This window comes from Geodermatophilus marinus (assembly GCF_003428645.1).
Taxonomy (GTDB): domain Bacteria; phylum Actinomycetota; class Actinomycetes; order Mycobacteriales; family Geodermatophilaceae; genus Geodermatophilus.
Genome location: NZ_QVQH01000005.1, coordinates 44,660 through 70,620, shown reverse-complemented (window position 1 = coordinate 70,620; position 25,961 = coordinate 44,660). Strand labels below are relative to the sequence as shown.

The window sequence follows — 25,961 nt, the reverse complement described above, 5'->3', positions numbered from 1 at the left end:
GACACACACGGAGGACCGGATCATGGCCGGCGAGACTGTCATCACCGTCATCGGCAACCTGACCAGCGACCCCGAGCTGCGCTGGACGCCCTCGGGCGCGGCGGTCGCCAACTTCACCATCGCCTCGACCCCGCGCACCCTGGACCGCCAGACCCAGGAGTGGAAGGACGGCGAGGCGCTCTTCCTGCGCTGCAGCGTGTGGCGGCAGGCGGCCGAGCACGTCGCCGAGTCACTCACCCGCGGCTCGCGCGTGATGGCCCAGGGTCGCCTCAAGCAGCGCTCCTTCGAGACCAAGGAGGGCGAGAAGCGCACCGTCGTCGAGCTGGAGGTCGACGAGATCGGCCCGTCGCTGCGCTACGCGACCGCGACCGTCACCCGGGCCGGCCGGTCCCACGACCGCCCCGGCGACGAGGCCGGCGGGGGCGCAGCCGGCAACGGTGGCGCGGGGGCCGGCCGGGGCGGCTCGGAGGACCCGTGGGCGGCACCGGCCGGCGCCCTGAGCGAGGAGCCGCCCTTCTGACCTCGACGGCGGGCGCACCGCGCACCGGAGGAGGGCGGGGACCCGTCAGCGGGCCCCCGCCCTCCTCGACCGACCGGGTCAGGCCACGGGGCGCTGCCCGTCCGGCGGGGCGAGGAGCCACGTCGTGCGGCCGTGCAGCGGCGGGGTCTTGGTCCCGTCGGTGAACCAGACGACGACCCCGCCGTGCGCCCTGCAGTGCGCGCGGACGGTCCGGACCCGGCTCCCCTGGCGGGTCCGGGTCGGCCGGACCAGCGGGAGCCCGAAGTCGCTGCCCACGACGTCGGTGGTCAGGACCGGCTCACCGGAGGGCAGGTGGGCCGTCGGGACGGTGACCGCCCGCTCCGGCGCGGCCCGCCGCACCCGGGCCCGCGGAGCGGCCCGGTCGGGGGCGGGCGCAGCGGCCCGGGGCGGGGCGGGCGTGGTGGTGCGGTCGGAGGCGCGTGCAGCCTCCCGGGCCGGGCCGGGCATGGCGTCCCGGGCCGGGGCGGGCGCCCCGCGGTGCACGGCGGCGTTGCGGCTCCTGCCGCAGGAGCAGCGCCAGGCGACCTCCCCGGCGGCCCGGCGGAAGGGGTGGGCGGACGTGGGCTCGGTCATCGGGACCTCTCCGGGATCAGGGGGCGCCGGGGCCGGCCGGGCACCGGACCGACCCGGGCGAGCCGGGGTGGCAGCAGCGCGGAGGTGGGCGACGGGGCCGGCGCCCCGCCACCCCGGCCGAGGAGCGACCACCAGGGTACGAACACGTGTTCGATTGTGCGCCCGGGTGTGACAGTCCCGCCGTCCCGGGGCCGCACCCCGGCGCCCGCAGGACGGGTGGCGCCCTGACCGCCGAGGCGGCGGCCCCCGGCCGACCGGTAGCCCTCCCGTGCGACCGCTCGTCCGGTCCTGGCGCTCGCGACTGGACAGACGGCCGCGGCGACCCGAGTGTGGGCCGGTAGGCCCCGCCCACCGGCCCCACCGGCGAGCCCCACCGGCAGGGTCCACCGGCGAGGCCCACCGGTCCCGGCCGCCGCCCGCTGCCCACCCCGAACGACGAGGCGAGTCCCCCATGGTCCTGCACGAAGCGTCGCCCCTGTCCCTCGACGACAAGTTCACCGTCGAGGACGGCACCATCTACCTGACCGGGGTGCAGGCGCTGGTCCGCCTGCCCCTGGTCCAGCGGCGGGCGGACCTCGCGCGGGGGCTGGACACGGCGACCTTCATCTCCGGGTACCCGGGGTCGCCCCTCGGCGGCTACGACCTGGAGCTGCAGCGCCGCCGGGCCCTGCTCGCCGAGCACCACGTCGTCCACACGATGGGCGTCAACGAGGAGCTGGCCGCGACGTCGGTCATGGGCAGCCAGCTGGCCCAGCAGCTGCCCGATCCGCGCTACGACGGCGTCGTCGGCATGTGGTACGGCAAGGCCAACGGCTTCGACCGCGCCATGGACGCGCTGCGCCAGGCGAACTTGTGCGGCACCACGCGGACCGGCGGCGCGCTGGCCCTGGTCGGCGACGACCCCACCGCCAAGTCCTCCCCGACCCCGGGGGCCAGCGAGGTCGCCGCCGCGGCGCTGATGATGCCCATGCTCTACCCCGGGGACGTCCAGGAGGTCCTGGACCTGGGGCTGCACGCGATCGCGATGTCCCGGTGCTCGGGCCTGTGGACCGCGCTGAAGATGTCCACCCCGGTCGCCGACGGGTCGGGCTCGGCGCTGGTGTCGCCCGACCGGGTAGACCCGGTGATGGTCGCCGCCGAGCTCGACGGCCGCCCCTACGAGCACGTGCCCTCCTCCCACCTGTACGGGGAGAGCGTGCTGCAGCTGGAGCGCTCGATGGTCTACGCCCGCATCGAGGCGGCGCTGGCCTACGCCCGCGCCAACGACATCAACCGGATCACCGTGCGCACGCCCGGCGACCGGCTGGGCCTGGTCGCCTCCGGCAAGACCTACTTCGAGCTGCGCCAGGCGCTGCGCGAGCTCGGCCTGGACGACGGCGAGCTGCGCCGCCTCGGCGTCCGGCTGCTGCAGCTGCGCATGCCCTACCCGCTCGACGGCCGGGTCGTCCGGGAGTTCGCCTCGGGGCTGGAGGAGGTCCTGGTCCTGGAGGACAAGCGGCCGTTCGTGGAGCTGTTCCTCAAGGACGAGCTGTACGGCCTGACCGACCGGCCGCAGGTCTTCGGCAAGCTCGACGAGCGGGGCGCCCACCTCGTGCCGATCCACGCCGAGCTGGACACCCGGTCCATCGCCCGGCTGGTGGCCGGGCGCCTCCGCCGCTTCGCGGAGGTGCCGGCCGTCGAGGAGCGGCTGGAGCGGCTGGCCGGCGGACCGCAGCTCGCGCCGCTGGCGCTGTCCCGCTCGCCGTACTTCTGCTCCGGGTGCCCGCACAACTCCTCGGCCGCGGCCGTGCCCGAGGGGGCGGTCGTCGGCGGGGGGACGGGCTGCCACGTGCTCGCCGTCTTCATGCGCCCGGAGGACGTCGGCTCGATCATCGGCATCACCGCGATGGGCAACGAGGGCGCCCAGTGGATCGGCGCCGCGCCGTTCACCGGCCTGCCGCACCTGATCCAGAACATCGGGGACGGCACGTACGCCCACTCCGGCACCCTCGCCATCCGCGCCTCGATCGCCGCCGGCACGAACATCACCTACAAGCTGCTCTACAACGACCACGTCGCGATGACGGGGGCGCAGCCGGCGATCGGCATCCAGGCGGTGCCCCAGCTCGTGCAGGAGCTGCTCGCCGAGGGCGTGAAGCGGGTCGTCGTCACCACCGAGGACCTCGACCGGTACGCCGGCGTGCGGCTGCCGGCGGGGGTCGAGGTCTGGGACCGCGACCGGATGGTGGAGGCCCAGGAGCTGCTGCGCGGCATCGAGGGCGTCACCGTGATCGTGCACGACCAGGAGTGCGCCGCCGAGAAGCGCCGGAAGCGCAAGCGCGGCAAGCTCGAGGACCCCGCGCTGCGCGTCCTCATCAACGAGCGCGTCTGCGAGGGCTGCGGGGACTGCGGCGTCCAGTCCAACTGCCTGTCGGTGCACCCGGTCGAGACGGAGTTCGGGCGCAAGACCCAGATCCACCAGCCGTCCTGCAACAAGGACTACTCCTGCCTGAAGGGCAACTGCCCCTCCTTCCTCACCGTCGTCCCCGGGAAGCAGGGACCCCGGCGGTCCGCCGTGGCCGAGCTCGACGGCACGGAGCTGCCCGAGCCCGAGCTGCGGGTGCCCACCGACGAGTTCGGGATGCGGATCACCGGCATCGGGGGAACCGGGGTGGTCACCGTGGCGCAGACGCTGGCCACGGCCGCCCTGCTGGACGGCCGGTTCGTCCGCGGCCTGGACCAGACCGGGCTGGCGCAGAAGGGCGGCCCGGTCGTCTCCGACCTGCGGATCACGACCGCCCCGGTCGACCAGGCCAACAAGCTCACCGCGGCCGACTGCGACCTCTACCTCGCCTGCGACCTGCTCGTCGGCGCCCAGCAGGGCAACCTCGCGGTCACCGACCGGGCGCGGACGATCGCCGTGGTGTCCACCGCCCAGGTGCCGACCGGGCAGATGGTCGTCGACACGCGGACCACCTTCCCCGACCCCGGCGTGCTGTTCCGCCGCATCGAACGGGCGGCCCGGCCCGACGCCGCCGTCGGGCTCGACGCGCAGGCCGTGGCCGAGCGGCTGTTCGGCGGCGACCAGGCCGCCAACATCCTGCTGGTCGGCGCCGCCTACCAGAGCGGCGCCCTGCCGCTGAGCGCGGACTCGATCGAGCAGGCGATCGAGCTCAACGGGGTGGCGGTCGCGACGAACCTGCAGGCCTTCCGCCGGGGCCGGCAGGCGGTCAGCGACCCGGAGGGGCTGGAGGCGGCGCTGACCCCGGCGACCGGTGCCGGCACCCCGCAGCCGGTCCGCTCGCGCACCGCGCGCCGGCTCGCCGCCCTCGTCCGGTCCGAGCCCGGCTCCCCCCTCGAGCACCTGGTCGACGTCCGGGTGGCCGACCTCGTCGGCTACCAGGACGCGGCCTACGCCGAGCGCTACGCCCGGGCCGTGGAGCGGGTGCGCGCCGCCGAGGCGGACCGGGTCCCGGGGCACTCGGAGCTGGCCGAGGCCGCCGCCTCCGGCCTGCACAAGCTGATGGCCTACAAGGACGAGTACGAGGTCGCCCGGCTGCACCTCGACGACGCCCTCGCCACGGACCTGCGGGCCCGGTTCGGCCCCGACGCCAGGTTCGGCTTCATGCTGCACCCGCCGACGCTGAAGGCGCTCGGCATGCAGCGCAAGATCACCGTCCCGGGGCGGGCGGGCCTCGCGGCGTTCCGGGCGCTGGCCGGGATGAAGCGGCTGCGCGGCACCCGGCTGGACCCCTTCGGGCGCGACCACGTCCGGGTCGTCGAGCGCGGGCTCGTCCGCGAGTACGAGCAGCTCCTGGAGGAGATCGCCGACCGCCTCACCCCGGCCGACCACGAGCTGGCGGTGGAGCTGGCCCGGCTGCCCGACGTGGTCCGCGGCTACGACGAGATCAAGCTGCGCAACGTCGAGATCTACCACGAGCAGATGGACCGGCTCCGGGCCCGCCTGACCGACGGCCGCCTCCGGGGCGGATCGCTCCCGGTGGTCGGCTGACGCGGGCCCGTCCACACCCCGCACAGCCGGCACCCTGCCCGACGAGGAGGTCCCCGTGGCCCTGCTACGACGCTGGCTCACCCACCTGCCCACCCGCGGCCGCCGCGGCCGGCCGGGCGCCCGGGACGACGACGGGCTCGAGGCCGACCCGGCGGTCGAGGGGCGGCTGGAGCCCAACACCGCCGCGCTCACGGAGGGGGCGCCGCCCGCGGGGGCGGGCGGCCGGGTCCAGCCGAGCGGGACCTCACCGGACCCGCGCGACCCCCGGGGGCCCTCGGAGGGGGACGTGCAGAACCTCCCCGGCTGACACCGGGCCGGCCCGCTGCGCCGATCCCCCGGTGCGCCACCATGGCGTCGTGCTGACCCGGCTGGACGACATCGACCGGCGCATCGTCGACGCCCTGCGCGGGGACGGGCGACTGTCGGTCCGCGCCTTGGCCGAGCAGGTGCACGTCTCCCGGGCGGCCGTGCACGCCCGGGTGCAGCGCCTGGAGCGGGAGGGCGTGATCCGTGGCTACCAGGCGGTCGTCGACCCGGAGCGACTGGGGCTGGCGGTCTCGGCACTGGTCCACCTGCGCATCGCCCAGCAGACCTGGAAGGACGTGCGGGAGGCCATCGGGGCCATCCCGGAGGTGTGGCACGCGACCTTGGTCTCCGGCGACCACGACCTGGTGCTGCTGGTCCGCACCACCGACGCGACAGCGCTGCGCGACCTCGTGCTCAACCGGCTCCAGGCGATCCCGGGGGTCCGGGCCACGCACACCCTCCTGGTCCTCGACGAGATGGGGGACGCCCCGGCCGGGCGCGGCGACGCCGGCCGGCCGTAGCCGCCCCCCGCCCGGGTGCTCCCGGCCGGAGGCCGGCGGGGCACCATCACCGGGTGACGCTGCTCCTGGTCCTCGACCTCGTGGGCACCTTCGCCTTCGCGCTGAACGGCGCGCTGACCGCCGTCCGCGCCGCGGACCTGGACATCGTCGGGGTCGTCGCCCTGGCCATGACCACCGCGCTCGGTGGCGGGATCCTGCGCGACATCGTCCTCGACGACCTGCCCCCGGCCACGTTCAGCGACTGGCGCTACCTCGCGGTGGCCGCCGGCGGCGGCCTGCTGGTGTTCGGCTTCGCCCACCACCTGGAGCGGCTGCGCACGCCGATCACCGTGCTCGACGCGGCCGGCCTGAGCCTGTTCGCGGTCACCGGGGCCAGCAAGGCGCTCGACTTCGGCCTCGGCCCGGTGCAGGCGGTCCTGCTCGGGGCGCTCACCGGGGTCGGGGGCGGGACGCTGCGCGACGTCCTCGTCCGGCGGGTCCCCGCCGTCCTCACCAGCGACCTCCACGCGATCCCCGCGCTCGCCGCGGCGGCGGTCACCGTCGTGGCCGGCCTCGCCGGCGTCTACGGGGTGCCCGCCGCGATCGGCGCCGCCGCCCTCTGCTTCGGCGTCCGCCTGCTCGGCGTCCGGTACCACCTGCACGCACCGGGCCCGCCCCGCCGGCGCCGACGGGAGAGCAGCGGGGACGGCTGACGGTCAGGCGCCCAGGTCCCGGGCGATCGCCGCGGCCGCGGCGGTGAGGTGGGTGGCCCAGCCCGGCCACCGGTCCGCCGAGCAGCGCACCGTGGGCGCGGCCACCGACAGGGCGGCACCGCCGATGCCGCCGGCCGGCGGGACGGCGACACCCACCGCGGTCAGCCCCTCCTCGGTCCCCTGGTCGTTGACCGCGAACCCGCGGCGCCGGACGGTGCGCAGCTCCCGTGCCAGCCGCGCCGCCCCGGCCTCCCCCAGCGGGGCGAGGAGCGGGGCGAGCTCCGCGCCCCCGAGCGTGGCCAGCACCGCCTTGCCGGCCGAGCTCAGGTGGGCCGGCAGCGTCCGGCCGGTGCGGTCCCCGACCCGCAGCACCCGGTCGCACTCCACCGTCGCGACGAAGCGCACGTCCGGGCCGGCGAGCACCACGACGTTGGCCGTCTCCCCCACCGCCTCGACCAGCGCCCGCAGGTGCGGCAGGGCCACCTCGCGCAGCCGGGCGACCGGTGCCTGGTGCAGCACCCCCCGCCGCAGCACCGGCCCGGGCCCGTACCGGCGGTCGGGCAGCTGCTCGGCGAAGTCGCGGTGGACGAGCATCCCCAGCAACCGGTGCGCCGTGGAGACCGAGACCCCCAGGCGCGCGGCGGCGTCGGTCACGCGGAGTGGACCCTCCTGCTGGAGCAGGGTGGCCAGCAGCAGGGCGGAGTCGACCGACCCGATCGCGTAGGCCGGCCGGTTCCTCACAGCAGAAAAGGCTATCCCCCCGTGCGGGACGTCCGGGACCGTCGGGAGGACGTCGGACGTGCCGAGGGAGTCGAGTCGTGCAGTTCTACCTGGACGGATACCGGACCGGCGACCCGCTGGTCGAGGAGCCGCACCCCGCCGTCGCCGGGCGGCCCGAGGGCCTGCCCGAGGAGGCCGACGTCGTGGTCGTCGGCTGCGGCCCGGCCGGCCTGGTCCTGGCGGCGCAGCTGGCCGCCTTCCCCGACCTCCGCACGGTCGTCGTCGACCGCCGGGACGGGCCGCTGGAGGTGGGCCAGGCCGACGGCGTCGCCGTGCGCACCGTCGAGGTGTTCGAGGCGTTCGGCCTGGCGACCCGGCTGGTCGACGAGGCCTACTGGGTCAACGAGGTCGCCTTCTGGCGCCCCGACCCGGACGACCGCAGCCGGATCACCCGCACCGGCCGCGTCCGGGACACCGAGGAGGACCTGTCGGAGTTCCCGCACGTCATCGTCAACCAGGCCCGGGTGCTCGCCTGGCTGCGCGAGCACATGGCGCGGTCGGGCGGCCGGCTGCGCCCCTCCTACGGCCTGCACGCCACCGCCGTCGACATCGACCCCGACGCCGCCGACCACCCGGTCACCCTCACGCTGCAGCACCTGGAGGGCGGCCACCCGACCGGCCGGACCTCGACCGTCCGGGCGAGGTACGTCGTCGGTTGCGACGGCGCGCGCAGCAGCATCCGGACGGCGATCGGCCGGGAGCTCGTCGGCGACCCGATGAACTCCTCCTGGGGCGTGATGGACGTCCTGGCCGTCACCGACTTCCCCGACATCCGGCTCAAGTGCGCCGTCCACTCGGCCAACCAGGGCAACCTGCTGATCATCCCGCGCGAGGGCGGGTACCTGGTCCGGCTCTACATCGAGCTGGACGCGGTGCACGACCGCGAGCTGCTCGACCGGCGCACCGTCACGCCCGAGAAGCTGGCCGCGGTCGCCAACCGGATCCTGCACCCCTACACGATCGACGTGCGCGACGTCGGCTGGTGGTCGGTGTACGAGATCGGCCAGCGGCTCTGCGACCGGTTCGACGACGTGCCGGCCGCCGAGACCGGCACCCGCCTGCCGCGGGTGTTCATCGCCGGCGACGCCTGCCACACGCACAGCGCCAAGGCCGGTCAGGGCATGAACGTCTCCATGGCCGACGCCTGGAACCTCGGCTGGAAGCTCGCCGCCGTCCTGCGCGGCACCGCCCGCCCGGAGCTGCTGCACACCTACACCGAGGAGCGGCAGGCGGTCGCCCGGGAGCTCATCGACTTCGACCGCGAGTTCGCCCGGATGTTCAGCGCCCCACCGAAGGACGGCGACGGCACCGGGGAGGGCGCCGGGGAGGGCGAGGGGGTCGACCCCGCGGAGTTCCAGCGGTACTTCGTGCAGCAGGGCCGCTTCACCGCCGGCGTCGCCACCCGGTACGCACCCTCGATGATCACCGGCCCCGCGACCCACCAGCACCTCGCCGAGGGCTTCCCGCTGGGCATGCGCTTCCACTCCGCCCCGGTGGTCCGGCTGGCCGACGCCCGGCCGGTCCAGCTCGGGCACGCCGCCCGCGCCGACGGCGCCTGGCGGCTCTACGTCCTCGCCGACCGGGCCGACCCGGCGTCGGCGGGCTCCCGGGCCCGGGCGCTGCTCGACGCGCTCGCCGCCGAGGGGTCACCGCTGCTGCGGCACACGCCGCCCGGCGCCGACCCGGACGCGGTGATCGACGTCCGCGCCGTCTTCCAGCAGGGCCACCGCGACCTCGCCGTCGAGGCCCTGCCGGCGGTGCTGCTGCCCCGCAAGGGCAGGTTCGGCCTGGTCGACCACGAGAAGGCGTTCTGCGCCGACCCGCGGGCGGACGTCTTCGACCTGCGCGGCGTCGACCGGGAGCGGGGCTGCGCGGTGCTGGTCCGGCCGGACCAGCACGTCGCCGCCGTGCTGCCCCTGGAGGCGCACCGCGAGCTGGCCGACTTCCTGTCCGGCGTGCTCCTCGACGCCCGGTAGCCGGGCGCCGGGTGGCCGCGGGAGCCCGGCGCTCGCGGCACCGGGCGTCCCTGAGGCTGTCGGGAGCGGCCGGTGGTCGTACGTTGGTCGCATCGGCCCGGACCGGCCCCGGTCCGCGCGACGAGCGGCACACGGTCTGGAGGAGACGGATGGCCAGCGACCGGCCCGACCCGGGCGAGTTCCTCGAGCTGGCGCAGCGGATGCTGCGCCAGTTCCTCGGCGACCAGGGCAGCGACCAGGGCAGCGACGAGCCGTGGGCGCAGGCGACGCGCGGTTCCGGGCGCACCCGGATCCCGCCGGCCGAGCGGGAGCCGAGCCCCGAGCGGCAGCGCGAGAACCTCACCTTCGCGCTCGGGACGCGCGCCGTCGAGGCGCTCGAGGACCTCGCGCTCAACGTCGCGGCGATCCGCCAGCGCCTGGAGCGGATGGACGCCCGGGCCCCCGGGGTGCGGCTCGGGAAGGACCAGGACGCGGACCAGCAGGGGGACGGCGACGGGGACGGGCGCGGCCCGGAGGGAGGTGCCGCCGGCGGGCGGTGACCGGGGGCCGCCGCACCCGCCGGCGGGCTCAGGGCACGTGCCGCCCCAGCACGGTGGCCACGAAGACGTCGGCCGGCTCCGCGAGCGCTTCGTGGGCGGCCACGAAGAGTTCGTGCGCGCGGGGACCGGGCCAGTCCTCCGGCAGCAGCTCTCCCGGCAGATCGGGGTCGCGGAACGGGAAGTGCCGGTAGCTGGCGACCAGCTCGATGCGCAGCCGCAGCGCCTCGCGGCCGGGCATCGTGGCCAGTTCCGACGGCGCGGGCAGCCCCTCCAGGCGGGAGATGAGGTCCTGGTAGTCGCGGCCGAGCGCCGTCAGGTGCCAGCACCGATCGACCATGTCGAGATCGGTCGCCCGGTTCCGGGACCGGCAGGTCAGGAGGTCCAGCCGGGCCGACGTGCCCGGCAGCGCGCGCTCCACCTCGTCGAGCCGCTCGTGCGGGCTCACCCACGTCGCCGTGGCCAGCGGCCCGAAGCCCAGCCAGGCCAGCGTCCGCCGGAGTCGCTCGCGTTCGGCGCGGTCCTGGTCGGAGACCGCGTAGATGACCATGCGCCACTGCCCGTCCCACGGCGGGTGGGCGCGCTCGAAGATCCTGGTGCGCCCCTCGTCCAGCAGCCGCCAGGCCCGGTCCGTCAGGGCGTACACGGCCTGACGTCCCTCGCGACGGGTGTCGAACCAACCCTCCTTCCGCATGCGCGCGAGGGCTACGCGCGCGGTCGGCTCCCCGACGTCGAACACCGCCAGCAGGTCGACCAGCGCCCGGGTCCGCGCCGCGCCGCCGTGGTAGCGCAAGTGGTCCCCGAACAGGTCGAAGACGACGGACCGCGGCTTCATCCAGCTCCCTCGGCGCGCACTCGTGGTGTTCGTCCGACCAGCACGCTGCGACGGCACCCGTGCCGGCAGGAGGTTGCCCCGGCGAGACGTTCTGTGTCAACGTTGCGCTACTCGACGCCGCACATGACACATGAGGGCCCGAGGGGGGCGCACGATGCGCATCGCGGTAGTGGGCGGTGGCCCCGGGGGCCTGTTCGCCGCCACTCTGGCCAGAGCCGGCAGACCAGATCGTGAGGTCACCGTCCTCGAGCGCAACCGGGCCGAGGACACGTTCGGCTTCGGCGTGGTCTTCTCCGACGCCGCGCTCGAGGGCATCCACGCGGCCGACCCGGTCGTCCGCGACGCGCTCACCGAGCACGGCGTGCACTGGGACCCCATCGAGGTCCGGCTGCACGGTGAGCGCTTCCTCTGCCACGGCAACGGCATGGCCGCCGTGGAGCGGAGGACGCTGCTGCACCTGCTGCAGCGGCGCGCCGTCGAGGCCGGCGTCGAGGTCCGCTTCTCCACCGAGGTCGATCCCGACGCACTCCTGGCGGCCGGCTACGACCTGGTCGTCGCCGCCGACGGCGCCCACTCCCGCCTGCGGGACCGGTTCGCCGACGTCTTCGAGCCCTCGGCCGAGACCGCGACCGCCAAGTTCGTCTGGCTGGGCACCACGTACCCGTTCGAGCGTCTGACCTTCCTCCACGAACGCGGGCCGCACGGGGTCTTCGCGGTGCACGGCTACCCGATCGGCACCGGCGTCGGCACGTTCATCGTCGAGACCGACGAGGACTCCTGGCGCGCCGCCGGCCTCGACGGGTTCGACGTCACCCAGCCTCCGGGCCCGAGCGACGAGAGGACGAAGGCCTACCTGCAGGACCTCTTCGCCGGGCAGATCGCCGGGCACCCGCTGCTGGTCAACAACTCGCGGTGGGGCAACTTCCGCACCCGCCGGGCCCGCCGCTGGCGGCACCGGGTGGGCGGCACCGCGGTCGCGCTGCTCGGCGATGCCGCGCACACCGCCCACTTCTCGGTCGGCTCCGGCACCAAGATGGCCATGGAGGACGCCGTCGCGCTGGTGACCGCCCTGGACGAGCACGGGGACGACGTCGACGCCGCCCTGGCGACCTACGAGACGGTCCGGCAGCCCCAGGTCGCGAGGATCCAGGACTCCGCGCGTCCCAGCCTGTCGTGGTGGGAGCACTTCGGCCGCTCCCACGACACCCTCCCGGCGTGGCAGTTCGCCTACCACTTCTTCACCCGCAGCCTGACCGAGTCGAAGCTGCGCCGCCGCGACGACGCGTTCGTCGCCGGCGTCCACGACCGCTGGCGCGCGGTCCACGGGGCCGAGCCGCTGGACAGCCCCCTCGAGGTCGCCGGTCAGCGGCTGGCGGGGCGGGTCGTCGTGGTCGGCGACGGGGCGGCCCACCTGCCCGGCGGCCCGCTCCCCCTGCGGCCGGGGCCCGCCGACGACGGCAGCCCCTGGGGCCTGCAGGTGGCTGCTCCCGACCGCGAGGACGGGCTGCTCGCCGCCCTCGACGCCGTCGCGAAGGGCGTCGCCGCCGGTACCGCCCTCGTCGCCGCCGGCGGCGGCACGGCGCTCACCCGCCGGCTGCTGTGCGAGGCGGCCCGGCTCGAGCACGGAGCGGTGAGCCTGCTGGTCGAGGAGGTCGACCCCGGTTCCGCCCGGGACGTCGCCGTGACCGCCGTGGTGTCCGGCCGCACCGACCTGGTGAGCGCACCCGCCGAGGAGGCGGGCCGGTGAGCCGTCTGGACCCGCTGTTCGCCCCCCGCGGGATCGCGGTCGTCGGGGCCTCGCGCGACCCGGCCAAGCTCGGCGCGGTCATGGCCCGCTCCCTGGGCCGCTTCACCGGCAGCGTGGTGGGGGTCAACCCCCGCGACGTGGACCCGGCGGCCGGCCGGTACGCCACCGTCGCCGACGCCGCGGCGGCCTCCCCGGACCCGATCGACCTGGCGGTGCTCTGCGTGCCGGCCGCGGTGTCCGCGCCGGCCGTGGCCGACGCGGCGCGGGCCGGCGTGCGCGCCGCCCTGGTCTGCTCCGGCGGCTACGCCGAGGCCGGGGGCCCGGGAGCGGGCCACCAGCAGGACCTGGCGGCAGCGGCCCGGGACGGCGGCATCGCGCTGCTGGGCCCGAACACCTCCGGCTTCCTCGTCCCCGCCCGCGGCCTGACCGCCAGCTTCGTGCCCGGGGCGGGCGCGGTGCCCGCCGGCCCGGCGGCGGTGGTCGCGGCCAGCGGCGGGGTCAACCACGCGCTGGCCTTCCTGCTCGCCGAGGCCGACGTCGGGGTCTCGCTCGCCGTGGGCCTGGGCAACGCCGTCGACGTCACCGCCGCCGACGTTCTGGCCCACCTGTCCGGGGACGGGACCACCCGGGCCGTGACCCTGCACGTGGAGACGGTTGCCGACGGCGCGGCGCTGACCGCCGCGGTGCGGACCCTGACCGCGCGGGTCCCGGTCGCCGCGCTCGTCGTCGGGCGCACCGACGTCGCCGAGTTCGCCCGCTCGCACACCGGCGCCCTGGTCACGTCCTGGCGCACCACCCGGGCCTCGCTCCGGGCGGCCGGCGCGGTACTGGTCGACGACGAGCGCGAGCTGGTCGACGCGGTCACCGCGCTGTCGGCGCTGCGGCTGCCGCCGGTTCCCGCCCCCGGGGTCGGGGTGGTCACCGCCCAGGCCGGGCCCGCCCTGCTGCACGTCGACGGGCTGCGCGGCCGCGGCGTCGCGGTCCCGCCGCTGGCCGACACCACGCAGGCCGCGGTGCGCGAGCTGCTGCCGCCGCTGACCTACCAGGCCAACCCCGTGGACACCGGCCGCCCCGGCCCCGGCTTCGGCCGGGTGATGGCCACCGTCGCCGCGGACCCGGGGGTCGACCTGGTCAGCGTCTACGCCCTCTCCGAGCCCGACGCGCTCGACCTCCCGGCGGCCGTGGAAAGCGCCCTCGCCGACGGCGCCGGACCGGTCGTCGTCGGCCTGGGCGGCCCGGCCGAGCAGGTGGCACCGCAGCGCCAGGCGCTGCGCAAGCTCGGCGTGCCCGCCCTCGGCGGACCGACCGCCTTGACCGTCGCGGTCGCGGCCCTCGTCGAGGACGCCCGCGCCCGGGGTCGCGCGGCGACCGCGGCTCCGCGCCCGCCGGTGCAGGCAACCGTCCCCCATCGCGCCCTCGACGAGGACGAGGCCAAGACCCTCCTCGGCCGGCTCGGGGTGCCCACGCCACCCCGGCGGGCCTGCGCCGACCGGGCGGGCGCGCACCGCGCCCTCGCCGAGCTGCCCGGGCCGGTCGCGGTGAAGCTGCTCGACCCCACGGTGACCCACAAGTCCGACGTCGGCGGCGTGCACCTCGGCATCCGGGACGCCGCCGGGCTCGACGCCGCCCTCGACGCCCTGGCGGGGATCGGAGCCGAGCGTTTCCTCGTCGAGTCGATGGCGCCCTCCGGGGTCGACCTCGTCGTCGGGGCCTCCCGCGACCCGGTCTTCGGGCCGGTCGTCCTGCTCGGGCTCGGCGGCGTGGTGGCCGAGGCCCTCGCCGACGTGGCGGTCGCGCCGGCGCCGCTGGGTGTCGAGGAGGCCGGGGCGCTCGCCGACGAGCTCGGCGGCCGGGTGCTGCTCGACGGCTTCCGCGGCGGCCCGGTCGCCGACCGCGCCGCGCTCGGCCGCGTCCTGGCCGCCCTCGGGGACCTGCTGGCCACCCACCCCGAGGTCGAGGACGTGGAGATCAACCCGCTGCGCGTGACCGCCCGCGGGCTGCTCGCGCTCGACGCCGTGCTGACCCTGGGCGACCCCACCGGTAGCAGGGAGGAGCGACCGTGACCCGCGCCCGCGCCGTTCCGCCGATCGCCGAGGGCGTCGTCCCCTGGCCCGAGGAGTTCGCGCGGCGGTACACCGAGCGGGGCTGGTGGCGCGGGGTCGCGCTCGGCGCCGACCTGCTCGCCGCCGCCGACGCGCACCCCGACGCGGTCGCCCTGGTGGACGGCGACGTCCGGCTGACCTACCGGTCGCTGGTCGCGCGGGCGGACACGCTCGCGGGCCGGCTGGTCGACGACCTCGGCCTGGTCCGCGAGGACCGCATCGTCGTCCAGCTGCCCAACTGCTGGCAGTTCGTCGTGCTCACCCTGGCCTGCCTGCGCGCCGGGATCGTGCCGGTGATGGCCCTGCCGGCGCACCGCCAGCACGAGCTCGGCCACCTGGCCGCGCACAGCGCGTCGGCGGCCCTGGCGGTGCCGGGCACGCTGCGCGGGTTCGACCACGCCGAGATGGCCGAGGAGCTGCGCACCGGGTCGGAGACCCTCGAGCACGTCCTCGTGGTCGGGGACCCGGTGCGCCCGGGTCACGTCGACCTCACCGCGCTGTGCGCCGAGCCCGACGACCCGGCCGCCGTCCGCTCGCGGTGGGACGCCGACCAGCCCGCCGGCCGCAGCGTGGCGGTCTTCCTGCTCTCCGGCGGCACGACCGGGCTGCCGAAGCTCATCGCGCGCACCCACGACGACTACGCCTACAACGCCCGCGCCAGCGCAGAGGTGTGCGGCCTCGGCCCGGACTCGGTCTACCTGGTGTCGCTGCCGGCGTCGCACAACTTCCCCCTGGCGTGCCCGGGCATCCTCGGCGCCCTGCTGACCGGCGGCCGGGTGGTCATGCTGCCCTCCCCCGAGCCGGAGCGCGCCTTCGCCACCGTCGCCGCCGAGGGCGTCACCGTGACCGCGGTGGTGCCCGCGGTCGCCCAGCGCTGGCTGGCCTCCGCCGCCGAGCAGGGCGCCGGCCGGCTCGCCTCCCTGCAGCTGCTGCAGGTCGGCGGTGCCCGGCTGGCCGACGAGGTCGCCCGGACCGTGCGCCCGGTGCTCGGCTGCACCCTGCAGCAGGTGTTCGGCATGGCCGAGGGCCTGCTCAACTACACCCGCCTCGACGACCCCGCGGACGTCGTCTGCACCACCCAGGGCCGGCCGATGAGCGAGGGCGACGAGGTCCGCGTGGTGGACGAGCTCGACCGGGACGTCCCCGACGGCACGCCGGGTGCCCTGCTCACCCGCGGGCCCTACACCCCGCGCGGCTACTACCGGGCGCCGGAGCAGAACGCCCGCGCGTTCACGCCCGACGGCTGGTACCGCAGCGGCGACATCGTTCTCCGCCGACCCGACGGCAACCTCGTCGTCGCGGGTAGGGACAAGGACATGATCAACCGCGGCGGGGAGAAAATCAGCGCCGAGGAGGTCGAGAACCTCGCCTACCGGCTCTGCCCGCAGGTGGCGCACGTCGCCGCCGTCGCCATGCCCGACCCCCGGCTCGGCGAGCGGGTCTGCCTGTACGCCGTGCTGAGGCCCGGGACCTCCCTCACCCTCGACGCCGTCCGGGCGTCGATGGCCGCCGCCGGCATCGCCTCCTTCACGTGGCCCGAGCACCTCGAGATCGTCGACGAGCTGGCCACCACGAAGGTCGGGAAGATCGACAAGAAGGCGCTGCGCGAGGACATCGCCCAGCGGCTCACCGCACGAGAGGACGCCCTGCCATGACCTCGAACCTCGCCTCGCCGGTCTCGCTGACGGCGGTCGACGCGCCCGACCAGCCGACGCCGACGCCGGAGCTGGCGGAGCTGTACCGCGGGTTCGAGCGGGAGCTGCTGGTCCCGCTGTGGACCGAGATCGGCGACCTGATGCCGGTGCACCCGCGCTCGCGGGCGGTGCCGCACGTCTGGCGGTGGCAGCAGCTGCTGGAGCTGGCCGACCGGGCCGGGCACCTCGTGCCGGTCGGCCGGGGCGGGGAGCGGCGGGCCATCGCGCTGGCCAACCCGGCGCTGGGCGGCAAGCCGTACGCCACCCCGACGCTGTGGGCGGCGATCCAGTACCTGATGCCGGGCGAGGACGCCCCGGAGCACCGGCACACCCAGCACGCGTTCCGCTTCGTCGTGGAGGGCGAGGGGGTGTGGACGGTGGTGGGCCGCGACCCGGTGCCGATGAACCGCGGCGACTTCCTCCCGCAGGCGGGGTGGAACTGGCACGCCCACCACAACGCCGCGAGCCGGCCGATGGCCTGGATCGACGGCCTGGACATCCCGTTCCAGTACGCCACCGAGTCACAGTTCTTCGAGTTCGGCCGCGACCGGATCAGCGAGGCCGAGCACAGCACCCCGGAGCGGTCCCGCTCGCAGCGGCTGTGGGGCCACCCGGGCCTGCGCCCGGTCTCCGCGCCCGGCGCGACCCCCGGCACCCCGCTGTTGAACTACCGGTGGGCCGACACCGACGCCGCGCTGGCCGACCAGCTGGAGCTGGAGGCCGAGGGGCACCCCGGCACCGTCGAGCCCGGGCACGCCGCCGTCCGCTACACCAACCCGACCACCGGCGGCGACGTGCTGCCGACCATCCGGGCGGAGCTGCACCGCGTCCGCCGGGGGACCGAGACCGCGCCGCGCCGGGAGGCCGGCTCGTCGGTCTGGCAGGTGTTCGACGGCAGCGGCACCGTGACCGTGGGCGACGCCTCGTGGCGGGTCGGGCGTGGCGACCTGTTCGTCGTGCCCTCGTGGCAGCCGCTGACGGTGCGGTCGGAGGCCGGTACCTCCGACTCCGACTCCGGTGCCCTGGACCTGTTCCGGTTCAGCGACACCCCGGTCCTCGAGGCCCTGCACCTCGACCGCGTCTCCGTGGCCGGAGCTCGGTGAGGCCGGCACCCTCCGCCGTCACCGGCGGTCCGCTGCACCCGGTCGCAGGCCCGGTGTCGCTCAGTCCCAGCAGCTCCGGGGGAACGTCGTCAGGCGGACGGTCTCGGGCAGCTCCCGCAGCGCGGCCAGCAGGGCCGGGGGCAGCTGCCCACCCACGTCGGTGACGACGTAGCCGAGCTCCCCGCGGGTGGCCAGCACCTGGCCGTCCACGTTGAGCCCGTGCTCGCCGACCAGCGCGTCGACGCGCGCCATGACGCCGGGCACGTTGCGGTGCAGCAGCGCGAACCGGCCGGCGGAGGACCCGTGCAGGGCGACCGCGGGCAGGTTCACGCTCAGCGTCGTCGTCCCGGTGCGCCCGTAGTCGGCCAGCTTGCCGGCCACGAACCGGCCGATGTCGTACTGCGCCTCCTGGGTGGACCCGCCGACGTGCGGGGTGAGGATGACGTTGGGCAGCCCGCGCAGCACCGAGTCGAAGGGGTCGCCCTGCTCGCGCGGCTCGTCGGGGAAGACGTCGACCGCCGCCCCGGCGATGTGGCCGGACAGGACGTGCTCGCGCAGCGCCCCGTGGTCGACGACGAAGCCGCGCGAGAGGTTGAGGAACAGGCTGCGCCGGCGCATCCGGGCGAACTGCGCGGCGCCGAAGAGCCCGGCGTTGCCGGCCCGCCCGTCCACGTGCAGCGACACGGTCTCCGCCCGCTCCAGCAGCTCCTCCAGGCTGCCGCAGGCCTCGGCGTTGCCGAGGGCGAGCTTGTCCTCCAGGTCGTAGAACAGCACCCGCATGCCCAGCGCCTCGGCGAGCACCGACAGCTGGCTGCCGATGTTGCCGTAGCCGACGATGCCCAGCGTCCGCCCGCGGATCTCGTGGCTCCCGGTCGCCGACTTGTCCCAGACCCCGGCGTGCAGCGCCCGGTCCCGGTCGTTCAACCGCCGCGCCAGGCTGATGATCTCCGCGATCGCCAGCTCGACGACGCTGCGGGTGTTGGAGTAGGGCGCGTTGAACACCGCCACGCCCGCCCCCGCCGCCGCGGCCAGGTCGATCTGGTTGGTGCCGATGCAGAAGGCCCCCACCGCGGCGAGACCGGGGTGCCGGTGCACGACCTCCGCGGTCACCTGCGTCTTCGACCGGATGCCGAGCAGCTCCACGCCGTCGAGGGCGGCGACCAGGTCGGTCTCGTCCAGCGCGCCCCGCCGCGCCTCCACCTCGTACCCGGCCGAGGACAGCAGGTCCACCGCCACCGGGTCGATGTTCTCCAGCAGCAGGGCTCTGGGCATGTCGGACTCGTCCTCCTCGGGATGCGGGCTCGCCCGATCCTCGCAGGGCCGCGCGCGGGCCCCGCCGTCGACCGGGCGCCCCGGGCGCTGGGATCATCGGCGGGTGTGCACCGTGGTGGTCCGCTGGGCCGCCGGACGCCCGGTCCGGGTCCTCGCGCTGCGCGACGAGCTGACGACTCGGGAGTTCGACGACCCGGGCCGGTGGTGGCCCGGGCTGCCCGAGGTCGTCGGCGGGCGGGACCGCGCCGCCGGTGGCACCTGGTGCGCCACCGACGTCGGCACCGGCGTCACCGCCCTGGTGCTCAACCGGCCGCAGCGGCCGGCCGCCGCGCCGGGCGCGGCCAGCCGCGGCGTGCTCCCCCTGCGGGGGGTCGCGCACGGCGCGGACTGGCCGGCGCACGTGCGGCTGGAGGGGATGGCGAGCTTCCTGCTGGTGCTGGCGGCCCCGGACGGGCTGACCACCTGGGACTTCGACGGTGCCGCGCTGACCCGCACGGCCCACGCCGAGGGGACGACGATGATCACCTCCGGCGGCCCCGAGGACCGCAAGGCCGACCGCCACCTGGCCGCCTTCACCGCGGCGGCGGTCCCGGAGGGCTGGCGCGCGCTCGTCCAGGGGGCGCCACCCCAGGACGACCCCGGTGCGCTGGTGGTCCGCCACGAGCGGGACGGGCTGGTCTTCGCCACCGTGTGCGGCCAGCTGATCGAGGCGCGCCCGGGTGCCCTGCGCCTGGAGTTCAGCCGACGGCCCTGGACACCGGGTTCCTGGCAGGCCCTCGACCTCGCGGCCGCGCCGGGCCGGGCCAGTTCTTGACCCGTTCAAGGTAAGCGGCGAGGATGGAGCCGTGCCGGACGCCGCGGAACTCGAACGCCTCCTGCGGGCGGCGGGGCTGCGGGTCACCCGCCCGCGGCTGGCGGTGCTCGACGCCGTCCACGCGCACCCGCACGTCGACACCGAGACGCTGATCGGGGCCGCCCGCGCCCGCATGGGGGCCGTGTCGCACCAGGCCGTGTACGACGTGCTGCGCGCCCTGACCGACAGCGGGCTGGTGCGGCGCATCCAGCCGCAGGGCTCGGTCGCGCGCTACGAGGCGCGGGTCGGCGACAACCACCACCACCTGGTCTGCCGGTCCTGCGGCGCCATCGTCGACGTCGACTGCGCCACCGGTACCACACCCTGCCTGACCCCCTCCGACGACGGCGGCTTCGTCATCGACGAGGCCGAGGTCGTCTACTGGGGCCGCTGCCCGTCGTGCGCGGCCGGCCCGTCCCCCGCCCCACCCGACCGCACCGCAGCAGAGAGAGGGACACCGTGAAGAGCGAAGAGAACAAGGTCCGGACCGACAGCACCAGCGAGAGCGAGAACCCGGCGATCCCGTCGCCGACCGCCGACACCAGCCAGCGCCCCCGCACGAACCGGGACTGGTGGCCCAACCAGGTGGACCTCTCGGTGCTGAACAAGCCCTCGAAGGACTCCGACCCGCTGGGTGCGGACTTCGACTACAAGGCCGAGTTCGCGAAGCTGGACGTCGAGGCGCTGAAGCAGGACCTGCGCCGGCTCATGCGCACGTCGCAGGACTGGTGGCCGGCCGACTGGGGCCACTACGGCCCCCTGTTCATCCGGATGTCGTGGCACGCGGCCGGCACCTACCGCATCGCCGACGGCCGGGGTGGCGGCGGCCAGGGTGCCCAGCGCTTCGCCCCGCTCAACAGCTGGCCGGACAACGCGAGCCTCGACAAGGCCCGTCGGCTGCTGCTGCCGATCAAGCAGAAGTACGGCCGCACGCTGTCCTGGGCCGACCTGCTCGTGCTCGCCGGCAACGTCGCGCACGACGACATGGGCCTGCCGACCTTCGGCTTCGCCTTCGGCCGCGAGGACGTCTGGCAGCCCGAGGAGGTCTTCTGGGGCCCGGAGGACACCTGGCTCGGCGACGAGCGGTACGCGGGCGAGGAGCCGCTCGACCTCGACGAGGGCCCGCTCGCCAACGTCACCATGGGGCTGATCTACGTCAACCCCGAGGGCCCGAAGGGCAACCCCGACCCCCTCGCCTCGGCGCACGACATCAAGGTGACCTTCCGCCGGATGGGCATGACCGACGAGGAGACCGTCGCCCTGATCGGTGGTGGCCACACCTTCGGCAAGACCCACGGCGCCGGCAACCCCGAGCTGATCGGCCCGGAGCCCGAGGGCTGCCCGGTGCACGGCAACGGCCTGGGCTGGATCAGCCAGTACGGCACCGGCAAGGGCGCCGACACGATCACCAGCGGCCTCGAGGGCGCCTGGACCCCGACGCCGACCCAGTGGGACAACTCCTACTGGGACACGCTGTTCGGCCTCGACTGGGAGCTGACCGAGAGCCCGGCCGGCGCCAAGCAGTGGCAGCCGAGCAACCCCGAGGCCCAGGAGCTCGTGCCCGACGCGCACATCGAGGGCAAGAAGAACCCGCCGATGATGTCGACGGCCGACGTGGCCCTGAAGGTCGACCCGGAGCTGCGCCGGTACGCGGAGCGGTTCCGCGGCGACCCGGAGTACTTCCAGGACACCTACGCCCGCGCCTGGTTCAAGCTGCTGCACCGCGACATGGGCCCGAAGAGCCGCTACCTCGGCCCCGACGTCCCGGCCGAGGACCTGATCTGGCAGGACCCGGTGCCCGCGGTCGACCACGAGCTGGTCGGCGAGGCCGAGGTCGCCGCCCTCAAGCAGCGCCTGCTCGCCTCGGGCCTGACGGTCTCGCAGCTGGTGCACACCGCCTGGTCGGCCGCCGCGTCCTACCGCGGCACCGACAAGCGCGGGGGCGCCAACGGCGCGCGGCTGCGGCTCGAGCCGCAGATCGGCTGGGCGGTCAACGCGGGCGTCCGGGACGTGCTGCCGGTGCTCGAGCGGGTCAAGGGCGAGTTCGAGCAGCAGACCGGCACGAAGGTCTCGCTGGCCGACCTCATCGTGCTCGGCGGCACCGCGGCGGTCGAGAAGGCCGCGGCCGACGCCGGCGTGCCGGTGACCGTGCCGTTCTCCCCGGGGCGGACCGATGCCTCCCAGGAGCAGACCGACGTCGAGAACTTCGGCTGGCTCGAGCCGCGGGCCGACGGGTTCCGCAACTGGATCGTCCCCGACACCAAGATCGCGCCGGAGACCCTGCTCGTCGACAAGGCCTACATGCTGGAGCTGACGCCCAAGGAGATGACCGTCCTGGTCGGCGGGCTGCGGGTGCTGGGCGCCAACACCGGCGGCGTGCCGCACGGCGTCTTCACCGACCGGCCGGGGGTCCTCTCCCAGGACTTCTTCCAGAACCTGCTCGACCTGGGCATCTCGTGGTCGACCTCGGCCGAGACCGAGGGCGTGTACGAGGGCCGGGACGCCGACGGCACCGTCGTCCGCACCGCCACCGCGGCCGACCTGGTGTTCAACTCGAACTCGATCCTGCGCGGCATCGTCGAGGTCTACTCGTCCGACGACGCGAAGGAGAAGTTCGTGCAGGACTTCGCCGCCGCCTGGGTCAAGGTGATGGAGCTCGACCGCTTCGACCTGCGGTAGACCCCACCTCCCCGGACGCCCCGGCCCGCACCCGCGGGCCGGGGCGTCCGCGCGTCCGGGCTGCTCAGCGCTCCACGACGTTGCGCAGCCGCCGGCCGGCCAGCAGCGCCGCGGCGTTCGCGGCGATCAGCTCGTCGGCGCCGACCGGCCGGCCCCCTGCGGCGTGCGGGGTGAGGAGGAGGCCCGGCGCGTCCCACAGCGGGGAGTCCGGCGGCAGCGGCTCGGCCCCGGTCACGTCGAGCGCCGCGCCGGCGAGGCGGCCCTCGGCCAGGGCGGCGGTGAGCGCCGCCTCGTCGACGGTGGAGCCGCGGCCGACGTTGACCACGAGGGCGTGCGCCGGCAGCGCGCCGAGGCGGCGGGCGTCCAGGGCGTGCCGGGTGCCGGCGGCCGCGGGCAGGATCATGACCAGCACGTCGGTGCCGGCGAGCTCGCGCTCCAGGTCGGCCTCGGCGGCGACGGGGAACCCCGCCCGCTCCCCCGCGCTGCGCGCCACGCCCCGCACCCGGGCGCCGAGCGCGCGCAGCACCGGCGCGAGGGTCTGGCCGATCGACCCGAAGCCCCAGACCAGCACCCGGGCGTCGATGAGGGTGGTCACCGCACCCTCGGGGTGCAGCGGCTGGAGCCCCCCGAGCTCCCCGGCCCAGCGGTGCGCGGCCTGCGCCCGCCCGGCCGCGGGCAGCCGGCGCACCAGCGCGAGCACCAGGGCCAGCGCGTGCTCGGTGACCGTCCGGTTGTGCAGCCCGGCTCCCGAGGTGAGGACGACGCCCTCCGGGAAGCCCGCCGCGAGCACCGCGTCCGGCCCCGCCGCCAGGGTCTGCACCCAGCGCAACCGCGGCATCCGCCCGGCGACCGCGGCGAGGTCGTCCTCGGAGCTGCCCCACACCACCAGCGCCTCGGCGTCCCGGTGCTCGTCGGGCACCGGTGCGCCGGCGTCGTAGCCGACCGCCCGGACGCCCTCGGGCAGGTCCGGGGACAGCGGGACCGAGTCGGGCAGCAGCAGCTTCACGTCGGATTCCTCCCTCGCGCCCCCCGCGGCACGGGGGGCCGGCATCCGGCTCCTCGACCGGCCGGCTCCCGTACACCTTGCCGAGGACCGGCCCGGTCGGCTCGGGGGGACCCCGGTCCCGACCGTCAGCCGGAGAGCCGCTGCGCCCACTCCCGGAGGACGTCGGCGCGGATCTTGGTGCCGTTCGTGCCGCTGGTGGTGGGCATCGCCTCGAGCACGTGCACCGCAGCGGGCACCTTGAACCCCGCCAGCGCCGACGCGCACCACCGGCGCAGCTCGGCCGGGTCCGGGGCACGGCCCCCCGCGGCCTGGACGAACCCCACCGCCGCGGTCGCACCGTCGGCGTCCTGGACCCCCACCACCTTGGCGATCCCGACGTCGGGGTGCGCGACCAGGCGCTGCTCGATCTCGGCGGGGTCGACGAGGAACCCGCGCAGGCGCAGGGCGTCGCCCATCCGGACGACGTACGCGAACGCGTCCACGGCGGTCTGCAGCCCCAGGTCACCCGAGCGGAACCAGCCGTCGGCGGTGGACGACCGCCCGGCCACTGCTGCGTCACCGAGGTAGGCGTCGACCACGTTGGGGCCGCGGAACTGCAGCTCGCCCTCCCGCCCGTGCGGCAGCACCGCACCGGTCACCGGGTCCGCGACGCGGACCTCGATGCCCTCGTGCACCACCCTGCCGCCGCCCAGCCAGCGACCGGGAGCCGGCTCGTCGAGCGGCCGGACGGCCGTCAGGGCGAACAGCTCCGAGGAGCCGTAGACCCCGCAGGTGGTCGTCCCGAAGGTCTCGGCCGCCCACGCCGCCAGTTCCCCCACGCGGCCCTGGAAGTCCGCGGCGCCCCACCAGCGCCAGGAGGAGAGGTCCCGCGGGTGCTCCTGCCAGGCCTCGGCGAGCCGGGCCACCAGGTCGTCGCCGGACGCCACGTGGGTCACCGCGTGCGCGGCCATGTCGTCCAGGACGGCCGCGGGGTCGAACACCGGTTCCAGCACGCACACCCCGCCCGCGGCGAGCGCCGCCATCGCCAGGGTGTGGCCGAACGTGCCGGACAGCGGCAGCGCGCACAGCACGTGCTCGCCGGGGCCGATGCCGAGCACGGCCGCGTCCGCGACGGCGTGCGACAGGACGCCGGCGGCCGTGTGCGCGGCCAGCTTCGGCATGCCGGTGGACCCCGACGTGGTGAAGGCGACGGCCAGCGCGCCCGGGTCCGGGTCGGGGAGCGCGGGGGGTGCCGCGGTGCGGCTCGGCGTCCAGGCTCCGCCGCCGACGTCGGCAGCGGCGACCGCCGCGGGATCCGGCCGCCCCCGGCCCGGACCGGGCACCAGCGCGACCCCCGGCGCCGGCCACGGGGCGTGCGCGACCGCCTCCCGCAGGCGTCCCACCAGGTCCAGCCCGTGGAAGTCCTGCGGCAGCGCCACGAGCCGCGGCCGGGCCCGGCCGAGGACGTGGGCGACCTCGCCGACGTTGTAGCGCGTGTTGATCCCGACCACGTGGGCCGAGCGGGCGGCGGCGGCGAACTGCCACGCCAGCGCGTCGCTCCAATTCGGCAGCCACACGGCCACGCAGTCCCCCGCGCCCACACCGGCCGCACCCAGGTCCCGGGCCAGGGCGCCGACGCGCTGCCACAGCTCGCGACGGGTCACCGGCACCGTGCCCCCGTCGGGCCCCTTGTCCAGCGCCACCACCGCGTCGGGGTCCTGCCGCACGAGTCGGCCCAGGAGGTCGGGCAGGTCCCGCGGCCGTCCCGACCGGCGTGCCTGCGTGCCCATGGTCGCCCCTCCCCTGGTGCCGGCCGGCCCTCAGGCCGTCGCCCGCGCGGCCGCGATGTGGGCGCGCAGGCCCGACTCGAGGTCGTAGCGGCGCTGGTAGCCGACCAGGTCGGCCAGGGCCCGGCCGCTGACCCGGGTGGCCAGTCCCGCGACGTCCGGCTGCCCGTCCGAGGTGACCTCGAGACGGGCCTCCGGCACGATCTCCCGGACCAGCGCGGCGAGCTCCCGCACCGTGGTGGCATCGCCTCCGGTGTTGAAGAAGTGGCGGTCGGTGAACGCCGTCGCGTCGAGCTCGACCAGCCGGACGAGCTGCTCGGCGACGTCCTCGACGTGGACCAGGCTGATCCGCGCATCGCCGCGGTCGACCGTGACGGTCCGCCCTGTGGCGGCCCCCTCGATGACCCGGGAGAGCCAGCCCGACACCCCGCGCACACCCCCCGGTCCGTAGACGGGGCTCGGCCGGATCCCGACGCCCAGCAGGCCGTGGGTCGTGCGGTACACCCGGGCGAGCTGCTCCAGGTAGAGCTTCCCGGCGCCGTACAGCGGCATGCCCGGGGCGAGGCGGGTGGCGGCGTCCTCGGTGAGCGGGAGCTCCGCCGGGGCGTAGGCCCCGTCGGATCCGTAGACGGCGATGGAGCTGGCGAGCACCACGCGGTGCACGCCGAACAGCCGTGCCGCCTCGAGCACCGTCGCGGTCCCCTGGACGTTGAGCTGCGTGGCGGCGTAGGGGCGCCGGTTCGTGGCCTCGCCGAGGCTGTAGGCCAGGTGCACGACCACGTCGACGTCCCGCGCCGCGGCGCCGACGTCCCCGAAGGAGAGCACGTCACCCGCCACGACCTCGACGCCGTCCCCTCCGCCGTTGCGCGCCACCGCGACCGGATCGGGGGCGAGGTCGAGCAGCCGGACCCGGTGACCCCGGTCGGCGAGCTTGCGGCCGCTCAGGCTGCCGATGATCCCGGTGCCACCGGTGACGAGCACCCGCACG

General features: G+C 76.0%; 21 protein-coding genes. 14 read left to right on the top strand and 7 right to left on the bottom strand.

What is annotated here, in order from left to right:
• The first annotated feature begins 22 nt into the window (after window positions 1-22).
• Window positions 23-520, top strand: a complete 498-nt coding sequence (locus D0Z06_RS07495) for a single-stranded DNA-binding protein (RefSeq protein WP_117376760.1) — start codon at window positions 23-25, stop codon at window positions 518-520.
• A 78-nt stretch (window positions 521-598) separates the two neighbouring features.
• On the opposite strand, the gene D0Z06_RS07490 is transcribed toward D0Z06_RS07495, so the two are convergent.
• Window positions 599-1,114, bottom strand: a complete 516-nt coding sequence (locus tag D0Z06_RS07490; protein ID WP_117376759.1) for a hypothetical protein — start codon at window positions 1,112-1,114, stop codon at window positions 599-601.
• A gap of 451 nt (window positions 1,115-1,565) precedes the next feature.
• On the opposite strand from D0Z06_RS07490, the gene D0Z06_RS07485 reads away from it, so the two are divergent.
• From D0Z06_RS07485 to D0Z06_RS07470, 4 genes are read left to right on the top strand one after another with little or no spacing between them, the layout of a single operon-like run.
• Complete coding sequence (locus D0Z06_RS07485; RefSeq protein ID WP_117376758.1) at window positions 1,566-5,105, top strand: indolepyruvate ferredoxin oxidoreductase family protein; 3,540 nt, start codon at window positions 1,566-1,568, stop codon at window positions 5,103-5,105.
• Between the two features lie 55 nt (window positions 5,106-5,160).
• Window positions 5,161-5,412: a hypothetical protein gene (locus D0Z06_RS07480; RefSeq protein ID WP_117376757.1), complete on the top strand. Its 252-nt coding sequence runs from the start codon at window positions 5,161-5,163 to the stop codon at window positions 5,410-5,412.
• 49 nt (window positions 5,413-5,461) lie between these two features.
• On the top strand, window positions 5,462-5,932 hold the full coding sequence (locus D0Z06_RS07475; RefSeq protein WP_117376756.1) for an Lrp/AsnC family transcriptional regulator: 471 nt from the start codon (window positions 5,462-5,464) through the stop codon (window positions 5,930-5,932).
• A gap of 53 nt (window positions 5,933-5,985) precedes the next feature.
• Complete coding sequence (locus D0Z06_RS07470; protein ID WP_117376755.1) at window positions 5,986-6,624, top strand: trimeric intracellular cation channel family protein; 639 nt, start codon at window positions 5,986-5,988, stop codon at window positions 6,622-6,624.
• A gap of 3 nt (window positions 6,625-6,627) precedes the next feature.
• Here the strand turns inward: D0Z06_RS07470 and D0Z06_RS07465 are convergent, their stop codons facing one another.
• Window positions 6,628-7,365: an IclR family transcriptional regulator gene (locus D0Z06_RS07465; protein ID WP_117376754.1), complete on the bottom strand. Its 738-nt coding sequence runs from the start codon at window positions 7,363-7,365 to the stop codon at window positions 6,628-6,630.
• Between the two features lie 77 nt (window positions 7,366-7,442).
• Here D0Z06_RS07465 and D0Z06_RS07460 point away from each other — a divergent pair, with 77 nt between their 5' ends.
• Both D0Z06_RS07460 and D0Z06_RS07455 read left to right on the top strand, forming a co-directional pair.
• The gene (locus D0Z06_RS07460) at window positions 7,443-9,380 is read left to right on the top strand and encodes an FAD-dependent monooxygenase (RefSeq protein WP_117376753.1); all 1,938 of its coding nucleotides are present in this window, start codon (window positions 7,443-7,445) and stop codon (window positions 9,378-9,380) included.
• Window positions 9,381-9,529: 149 nt separating this feature from the next.
• A complete protein-coding gene (locus tag D0Z06_RS07455; RefSeq protein ID WP_233517520.1) occupies window positions 9,530-9,919 on the top strand; it encodes a hypothetical protein in 390 nt (129 codons plus the stop codon).
• A 28-nt stretch (window positions 9,920-9,947) separates the two neighbouring features.
• Here D0Z06_RS07455 and D0Z06_RS07450 read toward each other — a convergent pair whose 3' ends face one another.
• Window positions 9,948-10,751, bottom strand: a complete 804-nt coding sequence (locus D0Z06_RS07450; protein ID WP_117376752.1) for a PaaX family transcriptional regulator — start codon at window positions 10,749-10,751, stop codon at window positions 9,948-9,950.
• A gap of 154 nt (window positions 10,752-10,905) precedes the next feature.
• Between D0Z06_RS07450 and D0Z06_RS07445 the strand changes: the two genes are divergently transcribed.
• From D0Z06_RS07445 to D0Z06_RS07430, 4 genes are read left to right on the top strand one after another with little or no spacing between them, the layout of a single operon-like run.
• Complete coding sequence (locus tag D0Z06_RS07445; protein ID WP_117376751.1) at window positions 10,906-12,498, top strand: FAD-dependent monooxygenase; 1,593 nt, start codon at window positions 10,906-10,908, stop codon at window positions 12,496-12,498.
• Window positions 12,495-14,561 carry an acetate--CoA ligase family protein gene (locus D0Z06_RS07440; protein WP_117376750.1) on the top strand — a complete coding sequence of 689 codons (2,067 nt, stop codon included), beginning with the start codon at window positions 12,495-12,497 and terminating at the stop codon, window positions 14,559-14,561. The genes D0Z06_RS07445 and D0Z06_RS07440 overlap by 4 nt, the downstream gene beginning before the upstream one ends.
• Window positions 14,558-16,255, top strand: a complete 1,698-nt coding sequence (locus tag D0Z06_RS07435; RefSeq protein WP_199522189.1) for a (2,3-dihydroxybenzoyl)adenylate synthase — start codon at window positions 14,558-14,560, stop codon at window positions 16,253-16,255. The genes D0Z06_RS07440 and D0Z06_RS07435 overlap by 4 nt, the downstream gene beginning before the upstream one ends.
• Entirely contained in the window at window positions 16,252-17,397 is a 1,146-nt protein-coding gene (locus tag D0Z06_RS07430; RefSeq protein ID WP_117376749.1) for a cupin domain-containing protein, read from the top strand. The genes D0Z06_RS07435 and D0Z06_RS07430 overlap by 4 nt, the downstream gene beginning before the upstream one ends.
• 60 nt (window positions 17,398-17,457) lie before the next feature.
• Here D0Z06_RS07430 and serA read toward each other — a convergent pair whose 3' ends face one another.
• Complete coding sequence (serA, locus tag D0Z06_RS07425; protein ID WP_117376748.1) at window positions 17,458-18,669, bottom strand: phosphoglycerate dehydrogenase; 1,212 nt, start codon at window positions 18,667-18,669, stop codon at window positions 17,458-17,460.
• A gap of 103 nt (window positions 18,670-18,772) precedes the next feature.
• On the opposite strand from serA, the gene D0Z06_RS07420 reads away from it, so the two are divergent.
• Genes D0Z06_RS07420 through katG form a run of 3 tightly spaced genes read left to right on the top strand, consistent with a single transcriptional unit; the run spans window position 18,773 to window position 22,201 of the window.
• Window positions 18,773-19,483 (top strand): NRDE family protein, encoded by a 711-nt coding sequence (locus D0Z06_RS07420; RefSeq protein WP_233517519.1) that lies wholly within the window; start codon window positions 18,773-18,775, stop codon window positions 19,481-19,483.
• 31 nt (window positions 19,484-19,514) lie between these two features.
• Entirely contained in the window at window positions 19,515-19,985 is a 471-nt protein-coding gene (locus D0Z06_RS07415; protein ID WP_117376746.1) for a Fur family transcriptional regulator, read from the top strand.
• Window positions 19,982-22,201, top strand: a complete 2,220-nt coding sequence (gene katG / locus D0Z06_RS07410) for a catalase/peroxidase HPI (RefSeq protein ID WP_199522188.1) — start codon at window positions 19,982-19,984, stop codon at window positions 22,199-22,201. Before D0Z06_RS07415 ends, katG begins: the two co-directional genes overlap by 4 nt.
• A 64-nt stretch (window positions 22,202-22,265) precedes the next feature.
• On the opposite strand, the gene D0Z06_RS07405 is transcribed toward katG, so the two are convergent.
• From D0Z06_RS07405 to D0Z06_RS07395, 3 genes are all read right to left on the bottom strand, one after another.
• Entirely contained in the window at window positions 22,266-23,207 is a 942-nt protein-coding gene (locus tag D0Z06_RS07405; RefSeq protein ID WP_117376744.1) for an NAD(P)-dependent oxidoreductase, read from the bottom strand.
• Between the two features lie 125 nt (window positions 23,208-23,332).
• A complete protein-coding gene (locus D0Z06_RS07400) occupies window positions 23,333-24,976 on the bottom strand; it encodes an AMP-binding protein (RefSeq protein WP_117376743.1) in 1,644 nt (547 codons plus the stop codon).
• Window positions 24,977-25,006: 30 nt separating this feature from the next.
• On the bottom strand, window positions 25,007-25,960 hold the full coding sequence (locus tag D0Z06_RS07395) for an NAD-dependent epimerase/dehydratase family protein (RefSeq protein ID WP_117376742.1): 954 nt from the start codon (window positions 25,958-25,960) through the stop codon (window positions 25,007-25,009).
• Between the last annotated feature and the right edge of the window lies 1 nt (window position 25,961).